General features: G+C 70.4%; 12 protein-coding genes. 5 read left to right on the top strand and 7 right to left on the bottom strand.

Going from position 1 to position 13,301, the window contains the following annotated elements; translation table 11 throughout:
* Nucleotides 1-59: 59 nt before the first annotated feature.
* From ACFY0U_RS25680 to ACFY0U_RS25660, 5 genes are all read right to left on the bottom strand, one after another.
* Entirely contained in the window at nucleotides 60-584 is a 525-nt protein-coding gene (locus ACFY0U_RS25680) for a hypothetical protein (RefSeq protein ID WP_388639510.1), read from the bottom strand.
* A gap of 105 nt (nucleotides 585-689) precedes the next feature.
* Nucleotides 690-2,162 carry a GntP family permease gene (locus ACFY0U_RS25675; RefSeq protein ID WP_388639508.1) on the bottom strand — a complete coding sequence of 491 codons (1,473 nt, stop codon included), beginning with the start codon at nucleotides 2,160-2,162 and terminating at the stop codon, nucleotides 690-692.
* A gap of 105 nt (nucleotides 2,163-2,267) precedes the next feature.
* Nucleotides 2,268-2,678: a RidA family protein gene (locus ACFY0U_RS25670; RefSeq protein ID WP_362671425.1), complete on the bottom strand. Its 411-nt coding sequence runs from the start codon at nucleotides 2,676-2,678 to the stop codon at nucleotides 2,268-2,270.
* Nucleotides 2,675-3,436 carry an IclR family transcriptional regulator gene (locus ACFY0U_RS25665; protein ID WP_388639506.1) on the bottom strand — a complete coding sequence of 254 codons (762 nt, stop codon included), beginning with the start codon at nucleotides 3,434-3,436 and terminating at the stop codon, nucleotides 2,675-2,677. Before ACFY0U_RS25665 ends, ACFY0U_RS25670 begins: the two co-directional genes overlap by 4 nt.
* Nucleotides 3,433-4,527, bottom strand: a complete 1,095-nt coding sequence (locus ACFY0U_RS25660) for a sugar kinase (protein ID WP_388639640.1) — start codon at nucleotides 4,525-4,527, stop codon at nucleotides 3,433-3,435. The genes ACFY0U_RS25665 and ACFY0U_RS25660 overlap by 4 nt, the downstream gene beginning before the upstream one ends.
* A gap of 179 nt (nucleotides 4,528-4,706) precedes the next feature.
* Here ACFY0U_RS25660 and ACFY0U_RS25655 point away from each other — a divergent pair, with 179 nt between their 5' ends.
* Together ACFY0U_RS25655 and ACFY0U_RS25650 are read left to right on the top strand one after the other, a co-directional pair.
* Complete coding sequence (locus ACFY0U_RS25655; protein ID WP_388639504.1) at nucleotides 4,707-5,984, top strand: amino acid deaminase; 1,278 nt, start codon at nucleotides 4,707-4,709, stop codon at nucleotides 5,982-5,984.
* 13 nt (nucleotides 5,985-5,997) lie between these two features.
* The gene (locus ACFY0U_RS25650) at nucleotides 5,998-7,596 is read left to right on the top strand and encodes an amidohydrolase family protein (protein WP_388639502.1); all 1,599 of its coding nucleotides are present in this window, start codon (nucleotides 5,998-6,000) and stop codon (nucleotides 7,594-7,596) included.
* Nucleotides 7,597-7,627: 31 nt separating this feature from the next.
* Here the strand turns inward: ACFY0U_RS25650 and ACFY0U_RS25645 are convergent, their stop codons facing one another.
* Both ACFY0U_RS25645 and ACFY0U_RS25640 read right to left on the bottom strand, forming a co-directional pair.
* Complete coding sequence (locus ACFY0U_RS25645) at nucleotides 7,628-8,557, bottom strand: serine protease (RefSeq protein ID WP_388639500.1); 930 nt, start codon at nucleotides 8,555-8,557, stop codon at nucleotides 7,628-7,630.
* Nucleotides 8,558-8,672: 115 nt separating this feature from the next.
* Nucleotides 8,673-8,984, bottom strand: a complete 312-nt coding sequence (locus ACFY0U_RS25640; protein ID WP_388639499.1) for a hypothetical protein — start codon at nucleotides 8,982-8,984, stop codon at nucleotides 8,673-8,675.
* 1,328 nt (nucleotides 8,985-10,312) lie between these two features.
* On the opposite strand from ACFY0U_RS25640, the gene ACFY0U_RS25635 reads away from it, so the two are divergent.
* From ACFY0U_RS25635 to ACFY0U_RS25625, 3 genes are all read left to right on the top strand, one after another.
* Nucleotides 10,313-11,524 (top strand): pyridoxal phosphate-dependent aminotransferase, encoded by a 1,212-nt coding sequence (locus tag ACFY0U_RS25635; protein ID WP_388639497.1) that lies wholly within the window; start codon nucleotides 10,313-10,315, stop codon nucleotides 11,522-11,524.
* A 75-nt stretch (nucleotides 11,525-11,599) separates the two neighbouring features.
* Nucleotides 11,600-12,019, top strand: coding sequence for a hypothetical protein (locus tag ACFY0U_RS25630; RefSeq protein WP_388639495.1), 420 nt, complete (start codon nucleotides 11,600-11,602; stop codon nucleotides 12,017-12,019).
* A gap of 217 nt (nucleotides 12,020-12,236) precedes the next feature.
* Nucleotides 12,237-13,301 (top strand): hypothetical protein, encoded by a 1,065-nt coding sequence (locus ACFY0U_RS25625; protein ID WP_388639493.1) that lies wholly within the window; start codon nucleotides 12,237-12,239, stop codon nucleotides 13,299-13,301.

Raw genomic sequence — 13,301 nt, 5'->3', positions numbered from 1 at the left:
CTGGTCGCGCCCGCGCGGCGGAGCCGCAGGTCGATACAGCCCCGCGCCCCTGGGCAGGACTAGTCGTCCTCGGTTTCGTCGGTAGCGGCGTCGCCGTCCTCGAAGTAGGCGTCGAGGACGGCGTCCAGCTGCTCGTCCCACTCCTGGAACCGCGCCCGCGACGTGGCCTCGACCTCGATCGGGTACCAGCGCCGGTCCGGCGTGTGCACGGTGACCGTGTACCGCTTGCCGAAGCGCGGGGTCTCGGTCTCGACCGCCCCGATCTCGTCCCAGCGGAACTCGCACCGCTCCTCGTCGAGGCTCAGGCGTACGCCCTTCGCGTCGGCGACGATCTTCGCGCGCCGGTCGGACGCCTCGAAGACCGGCCCGTCGACCGCGTCGGCGTCCGCCTCCGGCTCGTCGGGAGTGGGTTCCTCCTCGATGTCGGTGGCGTCCTCCTTCTTCGCGAGGGCGTCCTCCTCCGCACGGGGCTCCTCGGCGTCCTCGGGCTCGCCGGACACGGGTGAGGTCAGCCCGGGGATGAAGGCCGGGTCGAACCCGGCACCTTCCAGGGGCTTGCTGCTCGAACCTATGCGCTGCTCCACAGCGGGAAGTATGGCGGACGAAGCTGTGCCATGGGACGCCGGGGCCCAAACCCGAGGGGGTCGGGGCGAGACCGATCGGCAGATCCGCCGATCGGTCTCGCCTGGCTAGACGACCAGGCTCAGCACGGCCGCCATCACGAAGCCGACCACCGACAGGACCGTCTCCAGGACCGTCCAGGTCTTCAGCGTGTCCCGCTCGCTGATGCCGAAGTACTTGGCGACCATCCAGAAGCCGCCGTCGTTCACGTGCGAGGCGAAGATCGAGCCCGCCGAGATGGCCATGATGACCAGGGCCACGAAGGCCTGGGAGTGGTCGCCCTCCGAGAGCAGGGGCGCCACGATGCCGGCCGTCGTCACGATCGCCACCGTCGCCGAGCCCTGGGCGACCCGCAGGACCACCGAGATCAGGTACGACAGGACGATCACCGGGAGGCCCACGTCGTTGAAGGTGTCCGAGAGCGCCTGGGCCACGCCGCTCGCCTTGAGGATCGCGCCGAAGACCCCGCCCGCGCCCACGACGAGCAGGATGTTGCCGACCGGCTTGAGGGAGGCCGTCGAGACGGTCTCCAGGGACTTGCGGGACCAGCCGCGCCGGAGGCCGAGGAGGTAGTACGCGAGGAGCAGGGCGATCGTGAGGGCCACGAACGGGCTGCCGAAGAACTCGATCACCGAGCGGCCCGTGGAGGGGTCCAGGGCGATCGAGGAGAAGGTGGCGGCGAGGATCAGGACCAGCGGGGTGCCGATGATGCCGAGGACCGTGCCCAGCGGGACCGGGTCCTCGCGGGGCTCCACGCCCTGCTCACGCTGCTCGTTGACGACCGCGAGCCTGGCCTCCGCGGCCGCTTCCACCATGTCCTGCGGTACGGCCACGAAGATGCGCCGGCCGATCCACGCGGAGAACGCCCAGGCGGCCAGCACCGCCGGGATGCCGCAGACCACGCCCATCAGGATGACCCAGCCGAGGTCCACGTGGAGCAGTCCGGCGGCGGCCACCGGGCCGGGGTGCGGGGGCAGGAAGGCGTGGGTCATCGACAGACCCGCGAGCAGGGGGAGGCAGTAGAGCAGGATCGACTTGCCGCTGCGCTTCGCCGCCGCGTACACGATCGGGGCGAGGACGAAGATGCCCACGTCGAAGAAGACCGGGATGCCGAAGATGAGGCCGGTGAGGCCCATGGCGAGCGGTGCCCTCTTCTCACCGAAGAGGTTGAGGAGGCGGGACGCCAACACCTCGGCGCCGCCGCTGACTTCGAGGATCGCGCCGAGCATCGTGCCCAGGCCGATGATGATCGCGACATGGCCGAGGATGCCGCCCATGCCGGACTCGATGGTGGAGACGGCGTCGGAGCGCTGGACCGTGCCGAAGAGCTCGGTGACCGAGAGGCCCGCGAGGAGGCCGACGGCTATGGAGACGGCGAGGAGGGCGACGAAGGGCTGGAGTCTGACCTTGATGATCAGGAAGAGGAGGAGCGCGATGCCGATGGCGGCGACGGTGAGCAGACCTGCGGTGCCGTCGATGAGAAGGAGCAGACCACCTGTGTGCGGGGGCGTTTCGGTGGTCGCGGCGAGCGGTTGGGACATGGGGGTCCTCTACGTAAGCACATACTGCTTTCGGGCAGGGGGGATCGCGGCACGGCACCCCTGGAGGTGCCGTCCCGGTTACGGCGTGCGGGAGTTGAGGGGGCGTCAGCCGAGTACGGCGAGCGCGTCGATCTCGATGAGGAGTCCGGCGGGGAGGCCGACGTAGACCGTCGTGCGGGCGGCCGGGGGCGCGGTGAGGCCCTGCTCCTCGAAGTAGGTGTTGTAGATGCCGTTCATCTCGGCGAAGTGGTCGACGTCCGTGAGGTAGACGCGGATCATCATCACGTCGTCCCAGCTCGCGCCGCCCTCCTCCAGGATCGCCTTGACGTTGGCGAGGGTCTGGAGGGTCTGCTCGCGCAGGGTGGGTCCGGCGGGCGTGGGCGGCTTGCCCTCCTCGGCCGGGAGGAACCCGACCTGCCCGGCCACCTGAAGGATGTTCCCCTTCCTGACACCGTGCGAGAACTTCGCGGGCGGGGTGGTGTGGGTCTTGGGGGTGAGGGCGATCTTGTCCGTCATACGGGATCCTTCGCTGGCGTTCTTCCGGAGTACTCGCCGCTGATCGTGTCCGCGACACGGCGGACCAGCGGGAGGAGGGTGAGGAGTTCGTCGGCGGTGACGACGACGTTCGGGGCGGAGACCGACATCGCGGCCACGACCCTGCCGTCGGCGCCGCGGATCGGTGCGGCGACGCAGTTGATGGACTCCTCGTGGCCACCGAGGTCGGTGGCCCAGCCCTGTTCGCGCACGCGCTCCAACTCCTTGAGGAAGGCGGGTGCGTTGGGGGTCGAACGGGACGTGTACATGGGGTACTCGAACTTGTCCGCGAGGGCGCGGCGCTCGGACTCGTGGAGGTCGGCGAGGAGCAGCTTGGCCACGGCGGCGACGGTGATGGCGACGGGCTTGCCGATCCGGGAGTACATCCGGACCGGGTAGCGGCTCTCGACCTTGTCGATGTAGAGGACCTCGGCTTCCTCGTACACGGCGAGGTGGACGGTGTGGCCGCACTGCTCGTTGAGGCGTACGAGGTGGGGGTGGGCGATCTCGCGGATGTCCAGGTTCTCCATCGCCTCCTGGGCCAGCGCGATGAGGCGGGCGCCCAGGCGGTAGCGCTGGTCGGACTGGCGGTAGACCATGCCGTGTTCGTGGAGCGTGCGCAGGAGGCGGAGCGCGGTGGACTTGTGGACGCCGAGGCGGTCGGCGACCTGTCCCAGGTCTGCGGGACCTTCGGCGAGCAGCGGCAGGATGCTGAGCGCGCGGTCGACGGTCTGGCTCATGGAATACGTACCTCCTCCGGGGCCTGCACGGCTTGTGTCCAGCCGGGGCCGAGTCGAAGTGTCTCCCAGGTGCCGTCGTCCACGGCGGCCAGACGGTCGGCGGTGTCGCGAGCGGGGGGTGCTGCGAGGTCGCCGGGGGTGGTGAGGGTGGCGGCGGCGTGGAGGTGCGCGTGACGGAGGGCGGACTTCACGGGGAGCCCCCGGAGGGCGGCGGAAAGGAACCCGGCGGCGAAGGCGTCACCGGCGCCGGTGGTGGCGATGACGTCGACGTCGAGGGAGGGAACAAAGGTGCTCCGGGTGGGCGAGGATGCCGCGGCTTCCGACTCCGGGCCGGCGACCGGCCCAAGGGGCGCGGGGCTGTATCGATATGCGGCTCCGCCGCGGGGCGCGACCAGCCCCCACCGGGCCGCAGCCGACACACATGCTGTAGCCCCCTCAACCCCCTGCTTCACCACCAGCACGCCCGGCTCGGGCAGCAGTTCCCGGATCGCCGAAGGACCGCCCGTCACCCTCCACGCCTCCTCCGCCTCGTCCTCCCCCACGAACACCACATCCGCCCGGCGCGCCAGTTCCAGCACCACCTCAGCCCCCTCCGCATCCCTCCACAGATCGGGCCGGTGGTTCACGTCGAAGGAGATGAGGGGACGATCCGGCCCGGCGGCCAGAAGCTCGCGCAACAGCTCCACGCACCCCTCGGACAGCGCCGCCGTGATCCCCGTCAGATGCAGCACCCGCCCCGCCCGCACCGCCTCCAGGTCCACGTTCTCCGCCGACATCGCCGACGCCGCCGACCCCGCCCGGTAGTAGGCGACCTCGTGCGCATCCGTCCCCCGCTCCCCCGCCGTACGGAAGTACACCCCCGTCGGCCGCGCCGGATCACGACGTACGGCCGACACGTCGACGCCGTACGAAGCGATCGTCGACACCAGATGGTCACCGAAGCCGTCCGCCCCCACCCGGCTCACCCACCGCACGGAGTGCCCCGCGGCAGCCAGCCCGCAGGCCACGTTCGACTCCGCACCCCCGATCCCCCGCTCGAAAGAGGGCACATCGGCGAGACGGCCGGGCCGGGTGGGCAGGAACGTGACCATGGACTCGCCGAGCGCGACGACATCCACGATGTCGGGGGCGTTGGTCACGATCGTCGTAGCTCCTCGGTCTCGGTCATGGGGCTCCATTGACCCTGCGTTGGCCGAGATGTTAGACAGCAGTAAGCGATATACGCAATGGACGTTGCAGTAAGTGCAACGCGCCAGATCAGGGAGGCTCAATGACAGCCGACAGCCCCTCCGACGCGCTCGCCCGTCTCGCAGAGGACCGTGTCGACCACCGCTTCAAGGGCCTCCCCCCGGACGCCGACGGCCTCACCGTCGGCGAGCTCGCCGCCCAGCGCCGCAATCTCTTCACCGACGGCTTCACCACCCCCGTCCTCGCCCTCTCCGCCGAGCGGCTCCAGCACAACCTGGAGCTCATGGAGACCTACTCCGAACGGCACGGACTCGCGTTCGCCCCGCACGGCAAGACCTCCATGGCACCCCAGCTGTTCCAGCGGCAGATCGAGCACGGGGCGTGGGGCATCACCCTCGCCGTACCGCACCAGGTCCGCGTCGCCCGGGCCTTCGGCACCCGGCGCGTCTTCCTGGCCAACGAACTCGTCGACCCCGCCGCGCTCCGGTGGATCTCCGCCGAGCTCGACGCCGACCCCGACTTCCGTCTCGTCTGCTACGTCGACTCCGTACGCGGCGTCGAGCTCATGGACGCGGCCCTGCGCGGCGCCACCCGCCCCCTTGACGTGGTCGTCGAGCTCGCCGCGGGCGACGGGGCCCGTACCGGCGTCCGCACGGAGGCCGAGTGTGCCGCCGTCGCCGACGCCGTGGCCGCCGTACCGACCCTGCGGCTCGTCGGTGTCGCCGGGTACGAGGGGGAGGTCCCGAACGCCGACCCCGAGCGCGTGCACGCCTGGCTGCGGCGGCTCGTGTCCCTCGCGGTCGCGTTCGACAAGGACGGACGGTTCGGAGAGACGGACGAGGTCGTCGTCAGCGCGGGCGGCAGCGCCTGGTTCGACGCCGTCGCCGACGTGTTCGCCGAGATCCCCGAACTCTCCCTTCCCGTACTGAAGTTGCTCCGATCCGGCGCCTACGTGTCGCACGACGACGGCCACTACCGCGAGATCACCCCCTTCAACCGGGTCCCGGAGGAGGGCGCCCTGGAGCCGGCGTTCCGGCTGTGGGCGCAGGTCGTCTCCCGGCCCTCCCCCGAGCAGGCCTTCGCCAACGCGGGCAAGCGCGACGCGGCCTACGACCTCCATCTGCCGTTCGCCCAGGTCGTACGGCGGGACGGGGTCGAGCGCCCGGCGGACGGCGTCGAGGTGACCGGCCTGTCCGACCAGCACGCCTGGCTGCGCACCGGGCCCGAGGCCGATCTGGAGGTCGGTGACTGGGTCGGTCTGGGGCTGTCCCATCCGTGCACGTCCTTCGACAAGTGGCAGCTGATCCCGGTGGCCGAGGCGGACGGCACGGTCGTCGACTACATCCGCACCTACTTCTAGGGGGCTGTCGCTGATGGAAGAGCTCGTCATCCGGGACGCGGACGTCGTGGACGGCAGCGGTGCGCCGTCGTACCGCGCCGATGTGGTGATCGACGCCGGCCGGATCGTCTCGATCGTCAAGGAAGCGGCCGACGCCGGGTGTCAACGCCCGAAGGCCCGCCGCGAGTTGGACGCGGAGGGGCTCGTCCTGGCCCCCGGCTTCATCGACATGCACGCCCACAGCGACCTCGCCCTCCTGCGCGACCCCGACCACAGCGCCAAGGCCGCGCAGGGGGTCACGCTCGAAGTCCTGGGCCAGGACGGGCTGTCGTACGCCCCCGTCGACGACCGCACCCTCGCCGAGGTCCGCCGCGCCATCACCGGCTGGAACGGGTACGGCGACGACATCGACTTCGACTGGCGGTCGGTGGGCGAGTATCTGGACCGGCTGGACTTCGGTTTCGAAGGCCGGGGCATCGCCGTCAACGCGGCCTATCTGATCCCCCAGGGCACCGTCCGCATGCTGGCCGTCGGCTGGGAGGACCGGGAGGCGACGCCCCAAGAGCTCGACCGGATGCGGCAGTTGGTCGCCGAGGGCATGGAACAGGGCGCCGTCGGCATGTCGTCGGGGCTCACCTACACGCCGGGCATGTACGCCAAGGACGCCGAACTCACCGAGCTGTGCCGGGTGGTGGCGCGGTACGGCGGCTACTACTGCCCGCACCACCGCTCCTACGGGGCGGGGGCGCTGGAGGCGTACGAGGAGATGGTCGCCCTGACCCGGGAGGCGGGCTGCGCCCTGCATCTCGCCCACGCCACCATGAACTTCGGGGTGAACAAGGGCCGGGCGCCGGAACTGGTCACGATGCTGGACGAGGCGCTCGCGTCGGGTGCCGACATCAGCCTCGACACGTACCCCTACACCCCGGGCTGCACGACTCTCGTGGCCATGCTGCCGAGTTGGGCGAGCGAGGGCGGTCCGGAGGAGATCCTCAAGCGGCTCGCGGACGACGCGACGGCTGACCGTATCCGCCACCACCTTGAGGTCATCGGCTCGGACGGCTGCCACGGGGTACCGATGGAGTGGGACACGATCGAGATCTCGGGGGTCACGGATCCCTCGCTGACGCACTACGTGGGCCGCCGCCTGGACAGTTGGGCCACCGCCCGGCACCTGCTCCTCGCCGACCGGCTGGCCCCGTCGATCCTCCAGCACGTCGGCCACGAGGAGAACGTCCGCACGATCATGCGCCATCCCGTCCACACCGGCGGCTCGGACGGAATCCTGCAAGGTGCCAAGCCCCACCCGCGCGCATACGGCACCTTCCCGCACTATCTCGGCCGGTACGTGAGGGAGTTGGGTGTCCTCTCCCTGGAGGAGTGCGTCGCCCATCTGACCGCCCGCCCGGCGGCACGACTGCGCCTGCCGGACCGTGGGCTGGTGCGTGAGGGCTACCGGGCCGACCTGGTCCTCTTCGATCCGGAGACGGTGGCGGCGGGCGCGACGTACGACAACCCGCGCACCCTTCCGACAGGCATCCCGCACGTCCTGATCGACGGCCGGTTCGTGATCGAGGACGGCCGGCGAACGGACGTACTAGCGGGCAAGGCGGTCCGTCACAGTCCCATGTGACGGAACGCCCGCCTCAACTCCCCAAGGACCGTTACGGCTTAGGCAGCGTGCATGTGCTCGCGCTCAGGTTGAGCTGGTTGCGGGTCGTGAAGCAGGCCGGGATGTTGTAGATCTCCTGGGCGTAGTTGATGCCCTGGCGGACGGTGACGGTGCCGTTCTCGCTGACCTCGCACGGGTTGTTGACCGTGCAGGACTCGCCGTCCTCGTTGCCGGTGTTGTTGACCGCGACGACCTTGCCGGTGGCCTGGTCGATCACCGGGGAACCGGAGGTGCCGCCGATGGTGTTGCAGGCGGAGGTGTAGCGGACCGAGTCCTTCCAGGTCCAGTCACCCTCCTTCAGACGGTAGGCGAACCCGTCGATGTTGCAGTTGTAGAGCGTCTTCCAGTAGCCGGAGGCCACGGTGATGGCGGTGCCGGCGGTCGGATGGGTGTCCTGGACGGTCAGCGGGGAGATGTTGTACGAGCTCTTGATCGTCGCGTATGTGCTGGTGAGCTGGTAGATCGAGACGTCCGTGTCGGTCATCGTCGCGTAGGCGAGCTTGCTCGCGCGCAGCGTCGCGACCCGGGAGCCGGAGGAGTTGAGCAGGCCGAAGGTGCGGGTGGAGGCCTGGTTGGTGATGACCTCGCCGGGCGCCGGGAAGCCGGACGTCAGGCAGTGGCCGTTGCTGAGCACCAGGGCCGGGTCGGTGTCCAGGGAGTTCGGGAAGCGGATGACCGAACCGGAACAGTTGCTGAGCGAGACGGTCCCCGCGAGCGTCACGGCCTGGAGCGTGGGCGACGGCGACGTGGCCTGGTCGAGGGCCGACGTGGTCGACGTGACCAGGTCGTGCACGACCGACGTGACCGTGTCCGTGTCCACGCTCTTGCCGACGCCCGCGGCGGGTTCGGCGGCGACCGCAGGTGCCGTACCCATCCCGGCGAGCGCCAGGACACTGAGTGCGGCGACGAGAGGCTTTCTCATGTGGGGGTCCCCTCTTGCGACTTGGACGACCGGAAATCTTCCGGCCGCCCGTGATTTTGTCATGCGCATTGTGAAGAGGGGTGGGCAATCGGGCAAGAAGTTGTGTCAAGCCTGATCATGGGACCTGGCGGGAACGCGCACTCGGCGGTCGGGCCGGTACGGAGTCGGTGTACTGGTACAACTCCGAGCTGGACATGGTGATCTCGGCGCCGAGCGCACGGCCGTTGGCGCGCCAGCGCTCAAGCGCCGTGAACCGGGCGTCGCCGTCCATGCCGCGCGCCACGTCGGAGATCAGCGGATCGCCACGGGTGGGGCCGTCAAGGACGAGTTCCGCCTGCCGCGCGTCCTCGGCGAACACCACCTGCCCGCCCGGCGACTCCAGACGGTCGGCGTGTTGGCGGTTGCTCTCCGGATGGTCGTCGACCACAGCACCAGCGATCCGGCGTAAGGGCGCGCGTCGTCCTCGTCGGGCCGCGACCGTGGTGACCGAGCCCCCGCCTCCCGTTCGACGGGGTCAACCTACCCAGCGCGGAGCCTACTTGGGTGCCTTCGTATTGCCCTGACCGCGGCCCTTGCCATTACCCGGGCCGGGGGTGGAGGTGGAGGAGGTCGCCGAAGGGACGGCGGAGGAGGAGGAGGGCGCGGAAGGGCTCGCGCTCGCCGTCGGGGTGCCCGTCTCAGGTCCGGTGGGCGCCGACGCCGAAGCGCTCGCACCGGCCGCCGGTTCTCCGGAGTCCGTCCCGCCGGGGACCGCCGAGGGGGACGAGGGCGCCGGGTCCGCGGGCTCGGCCGTCTCCGAGGGCTTGCTCTCCCCCCGACCCTGCGAGGGCTCCGGGGCGGAGCCTGCGAACGACAGCCCCGCGATCAGGGCGGCCACGGACACCACCCCGACCGCACCGGCGGCCACGACCAGGCGACGCGAGCGGGGTTGGCGGGCCGGTGGCGCGTCCGGGCGACCGCCACCAGCGGCGCCACGACCACCGGAACGGGCCCCACCCCGATGCCCGGCCCGCCGCGCCCCCGCACGGCCGGCCCGCGACGCATCCGAACCACCCGCACCGGACAGACCCAGTCCACCCTCCCGCGCTGAGCCCACACCCCCGCCTGGAGCGCGTCCGCGCCACCAGGGGAGGGCGCGTCCAGACCCCCGCCAGAGGCCACGCCCAGATCACTTTGACCCCACGGACCCGCATTTCCCTCCCCGGGCGCACCCGCACCACCCGGGGAGGACACGTCCAGAGGGCCCGCGTTCCCCACCCCGGGCACACCCGCACCACCCGCAGAAGGTGCGTCCAGACCACCGGCAGAGGCCGTGCCGGGGCCCCCTTGGCCAGTTGCGTCCCCGTCTCCCGACCGCGGAGCACCCACGCCCCTCCGCAAACCCAAGCCCCGCCCCCGGCGGGCGGCGCGGCGTCGGTCCGCTCGGCCGCCGGAGGCGGGGGTGGCCGGTTCCGTGCGGGGTAGCTCGGTCGTTTCGTCGTACGCGTTCTGCCAGCCGTGTGCCGTCGCCGGATCCGCGTACTCCTCGTAGGCCGGGGCCACCCCGCTCTGCGGTTGGTACACCATCGGCGGCGTCTGCGCTCCGTTCGCGCCAAGCGTCCCGTTTTCCTGCTCCGTCGGCCTCGACATGGCCGCGGATTGTAGGGATGGGAGGGGCCCCTGGGACAGCTAGCGGCGATAACCGCCCAAACCGCACCGTCTCGCGTGGCGGAAAACACGACCCACGGAGCGTTACCCCGCCGTAAGCTCCCTGACATGCAGGTGATCCAGTCGACCAAGCTCGCCAACGTCTGTTACGAGATCCGGGGCCCGGTTCTCGAGGAGGCCATGCGGCTTGAGGCGGCGGGTCACCGCATCCTCAAGCTGAACACCGGGAACCCGGCCGCCTTCGGCTTCGAGTGCCCGCCGGAGATCCTGGAGGACATCCTCCGGAACGTGTCCTCGGCCCATGGGTACGGCGACGCGAAGGGCCTCCTCGCCGCGCGCCGCGCCGTCGTCATGCACAACCAGACCCTCGGCATCGAGACCGACGTCGAGCACGTCTTCATCGGCAACGGCGTCTCCGAGCTGATCGTGATGGCGATGCAGGCCCTGCTGGACGACGGCGACGAGGTCCTCGTACCGTCGCCCGACTATCCGCTGTGGACCGCCGCCGTCTCCCTGTCCGGCGGCACCGCCGTCCACTACCGCTGCGACGAGCAGTCCGACTGGATGCCGGACCTCGCCGACATCGAGCGCAAGATCACCGACCGCACCAAGGCGATCGTCATCATCAACCCGAACAACCCGACGGGCGCGGTCTACGACGAGGCGATGGTCCGGGGACTGACGGACATCGCGCGCCGCCACAATCTGCTGGTCTGCTCCGACGAGATCTACGACAAGATCCTCTACGACGACGCCGTGCACATCCCGACCGCGGCCGTCGCCCCCGACCTGCTGACCCTCACCTTCAACGGCATGTCGAAGGCGTACCGGGTCGCCGGGTACCGCACCGGCTGGATGTCGCTCTCCGGGCCGCGCGCCCACGCGGAGTCCTATATCGAGGGCCTGACCATCCTGGCGAACATGCGCCTGTGCGCGAACCAGCCGGGACAGCACGGGGTCGTCGCCGCGCTCAGCGGGCGCCAGACGATCAACGACCTGGTGCTGCCGGGCGGACGGCTGCGGGAGCAGCGGGACGTGGCGTACGAGCTGCTGACCCAGATCCCGGGTGTGAGCTGCGTGAAGCCCAAGGGCGCGCTGTATCTCTTCCCCCGGCTCGATCCCAAGGTCTTCAAGATCAAGGACGACCGGCAGATGGTCCTCGACCTGCTGCGGCGCGAGAAGATCATGGTCGTCCAGGGCACCGGGTTCAACTGGAGCGAGCCCGATCACTTCCGGGTCGTCACGCTGCCCACCGCCCGTGACCTGCGGGACGCGGTGACACGGATCGGCAACTTCCTGGACGGCTACAGCCAGCCGTAGGGGATCCGCCACATCGCTCAACTTTAGACTGAATCTAAGCTAGGATGACTTCCTGACAGCACAGGAGGCCATCCCATGTACGAACCGATCCGCACCAAGTCGGTCCACAGCACGATGGCCGACACCACGTCCGACTTTCCGCACCGGACCCGCGAGGAGGAGCTGGAGTTCCAGCTCGCGGGACATCTGGCGGCACTGCTGGCGGTGACGGACGAACTGCGTTCGGCTGCGCCGTCGGCCGAGCTCGACGCGGCGGCGGAGCGGCTGGCCGAGCAGGTGACGCGGTTGCGGAGCGGCAGCACTCCGGCCCGTGCCTCCGGCGGGGGCGACAGGCGGCTCGCGTCTCTGCACCGGCGGGCGCATGCCCTGGCGGGGCGGGCGCTGGTGGTGGCGGCATCGCGGGCGGACACCGCGGCGGCGATTCTGGCCGCTGAGCGCATGGATGCGCATTCCGCTGCGCTGGCTGAGCCGCGTGAACTGACCGCGGCCGGCTGATCCCAGGAACGGCCCCGGTCCGCGTGCACCCGCAGCGACGCGCGGACCGGGCGCCACATAGCTCGGGGGTTCGCGTCGTCTCGCGGCTGCCGGTTCGTGGTGGTTGATCGCGCAGTTCCCCGCGCCCCTGGCGGCGTTGCAGTACTGGAGTGGGTATGACACCCCCCGTTCACCCCCCGCGCCGGGGAATGTTGGGTTCCGCGAGCAGTCTGCCTGTGTGAGACGAATCATCGGAATCGTCCTCGCGGTTCTGCTGATCGGCGGAGTGGCGGTAGCCGTCGCAGCGGGCCGGGACACCGGGGACAAGAGCACGGCAACGAAGACCGTGCGAGGAGTGATCGGATCGGAGAAGGCGGAGTTCTTCGCCGATCCTGATGTGGTGAAGGCCCTGGCCGCCAAGGGGCTCACCGTGAAGGCCGAGACCTCCGGGTCCTGGGCCATGGAGGGGCTGGACCTCAAGGGGTACGACTTCGCCCTTCCCTCCAGTCAGGCGCCGGCCGTGGAACTCGCGGCGAAGTACAAGGTGTCGGGGACACTCCCCCGCCCCTTCTACTCGCCCCTCGTCGTCGTGGCGCACAAGAGCGCCGCCGAGGTGCTCGCGGGCAACGGGCTCGTCACGCTGGACACCGAGCACCGCGGCACGCTCAAGATGGCCGCCTATCTCGACGCGGCCCGCGAGGACCGCACCTGGCAGCAGCTCAAGGGGGCCGCGAAGTACGGTGAGTTGAGCGGCACGCTCTACCTCGCCAGCACCGACCCGGAGTCCTCCAACTCCGGCGCCCTGTATCTGGCCGCCGCCTCCTATGTCGGCAACGGCGGCAAGGTCGTCGCGAGCGACGCCGAGGTCGGGAAGGCGACTCCCCTGCTGCGCAAGCTGATCAGCGTCCAGGGCGCCCAGCAGACCAGCACGGACGCGGCGTTCCGGGACTTCGTCAGCGGGGCCGGCAACCCGCTCGTCCTCGTCTACGAGTCGCAGGTCGCCTCGCTCCTCGCGGACGGACAGCAGCCGGACGACCTGGTCGTCCTCTACCCGGACACCACGGTCAACAGCGACCACACCGTCGTACCGCTGACCGAGAACGGCCAGGCGCTCGCCGAACTCCTGTCCACCGACCCTCAGTTGCGCAAGCTGGAGGTCCGGCACGGGTTCCGTCCGCAGGGCGCGGCCGCCGAGTTCGCCTCGGCCGGCACCTATCTCAAGCAGGAACTGACCGGCGTCCGCCAGGCGCCCGTGCCCACCTCCACGGTGCTGCACGAGCTGGCGCGACGGGCGCGGGGATGA

This window comes from Streptomyces sp. NPDC001536 (assembly GCF_042894505.1).
In the GTDB taxonomy this organism is placed as follows: domain Bacteria; phylum Actinomycetota; class Actinomycetes; order Streptomycetales; family Streptomycetaceae; genus Streptomyces.
The sequence above is the reverse complement of the archived record's forward strand: the minus strand, read 5'-3'. Positions and strand labels throughout refer to the sequence as shown.

Bases quoted from the DNA above. Each gene is read 5' to 3' on its own strand.
- ACFY0U_RS25675 (WP_388639508.1), bottom strand. From the start codon at position 2,162: ATGTCCCAACCGCTCGCCGCGACCACCGAAACGCCCCCGCACACAGGT.
- ACFY0U_RS25670 (WP_362671425.1), bottom strand. From the start codon at position 2,678: ATGACGGACAAGATCGCCCTCACCCCCAAGACCCACACCACCCCGCCC.
- ACFY0U_RS25665 (WP_388639506.1), bottom strand. From the start codon at position 3,436: ATGAGCCAGACCGTCGACCGCGCGCTCAGCATCCTGCCGCTGCTCGCC.
- ACFY0U_RS25660 (WP_388639640.1), bottom strand. From the start codon at position 4,527: ATGGTCACGTTCCTGCCCACCCGGCCCGGCCGTCTCGCCGATGTGCCC.
- ACFY0U_RS25655 (WP_388639504.1), top strand. From the start codon at position 4,707: ATGACAGCCGACAGCCCCTCCGACGCGCTCGCCCGTCTCGCAGAGGAC.
- ACFY0U_RS25650 (WP_388639502.1), top strand. From the start codon at position 5,998: ATGGAAGAGCTCGTCATCCGGGACGCGGACGTCGTGGACGGCAGCGGT.
- ACFY0U_RS25645 (WP_388639500.1), bottom strand. From the start codon at position 8,557: ATGAGAAAGCCTCTCGTCGCCGCACTCAGTGTCCTGGCGCTCGCCGGG.
- ACFY0U_RS25635 (WP_388639497.1), top strand. From the start codon at position 10,313: ATGCAGGTGATCCAGTCGACCAAGCTCGCCAACGTCTGTTACGAGATC.
- ACFY0U_RS25630 (WP_388639495.1), top strand. From the start codon at position 11,600: ATGTACGAACCGATCCGCACCAAGTCGGTCCACAGCACGATGGCCGAC.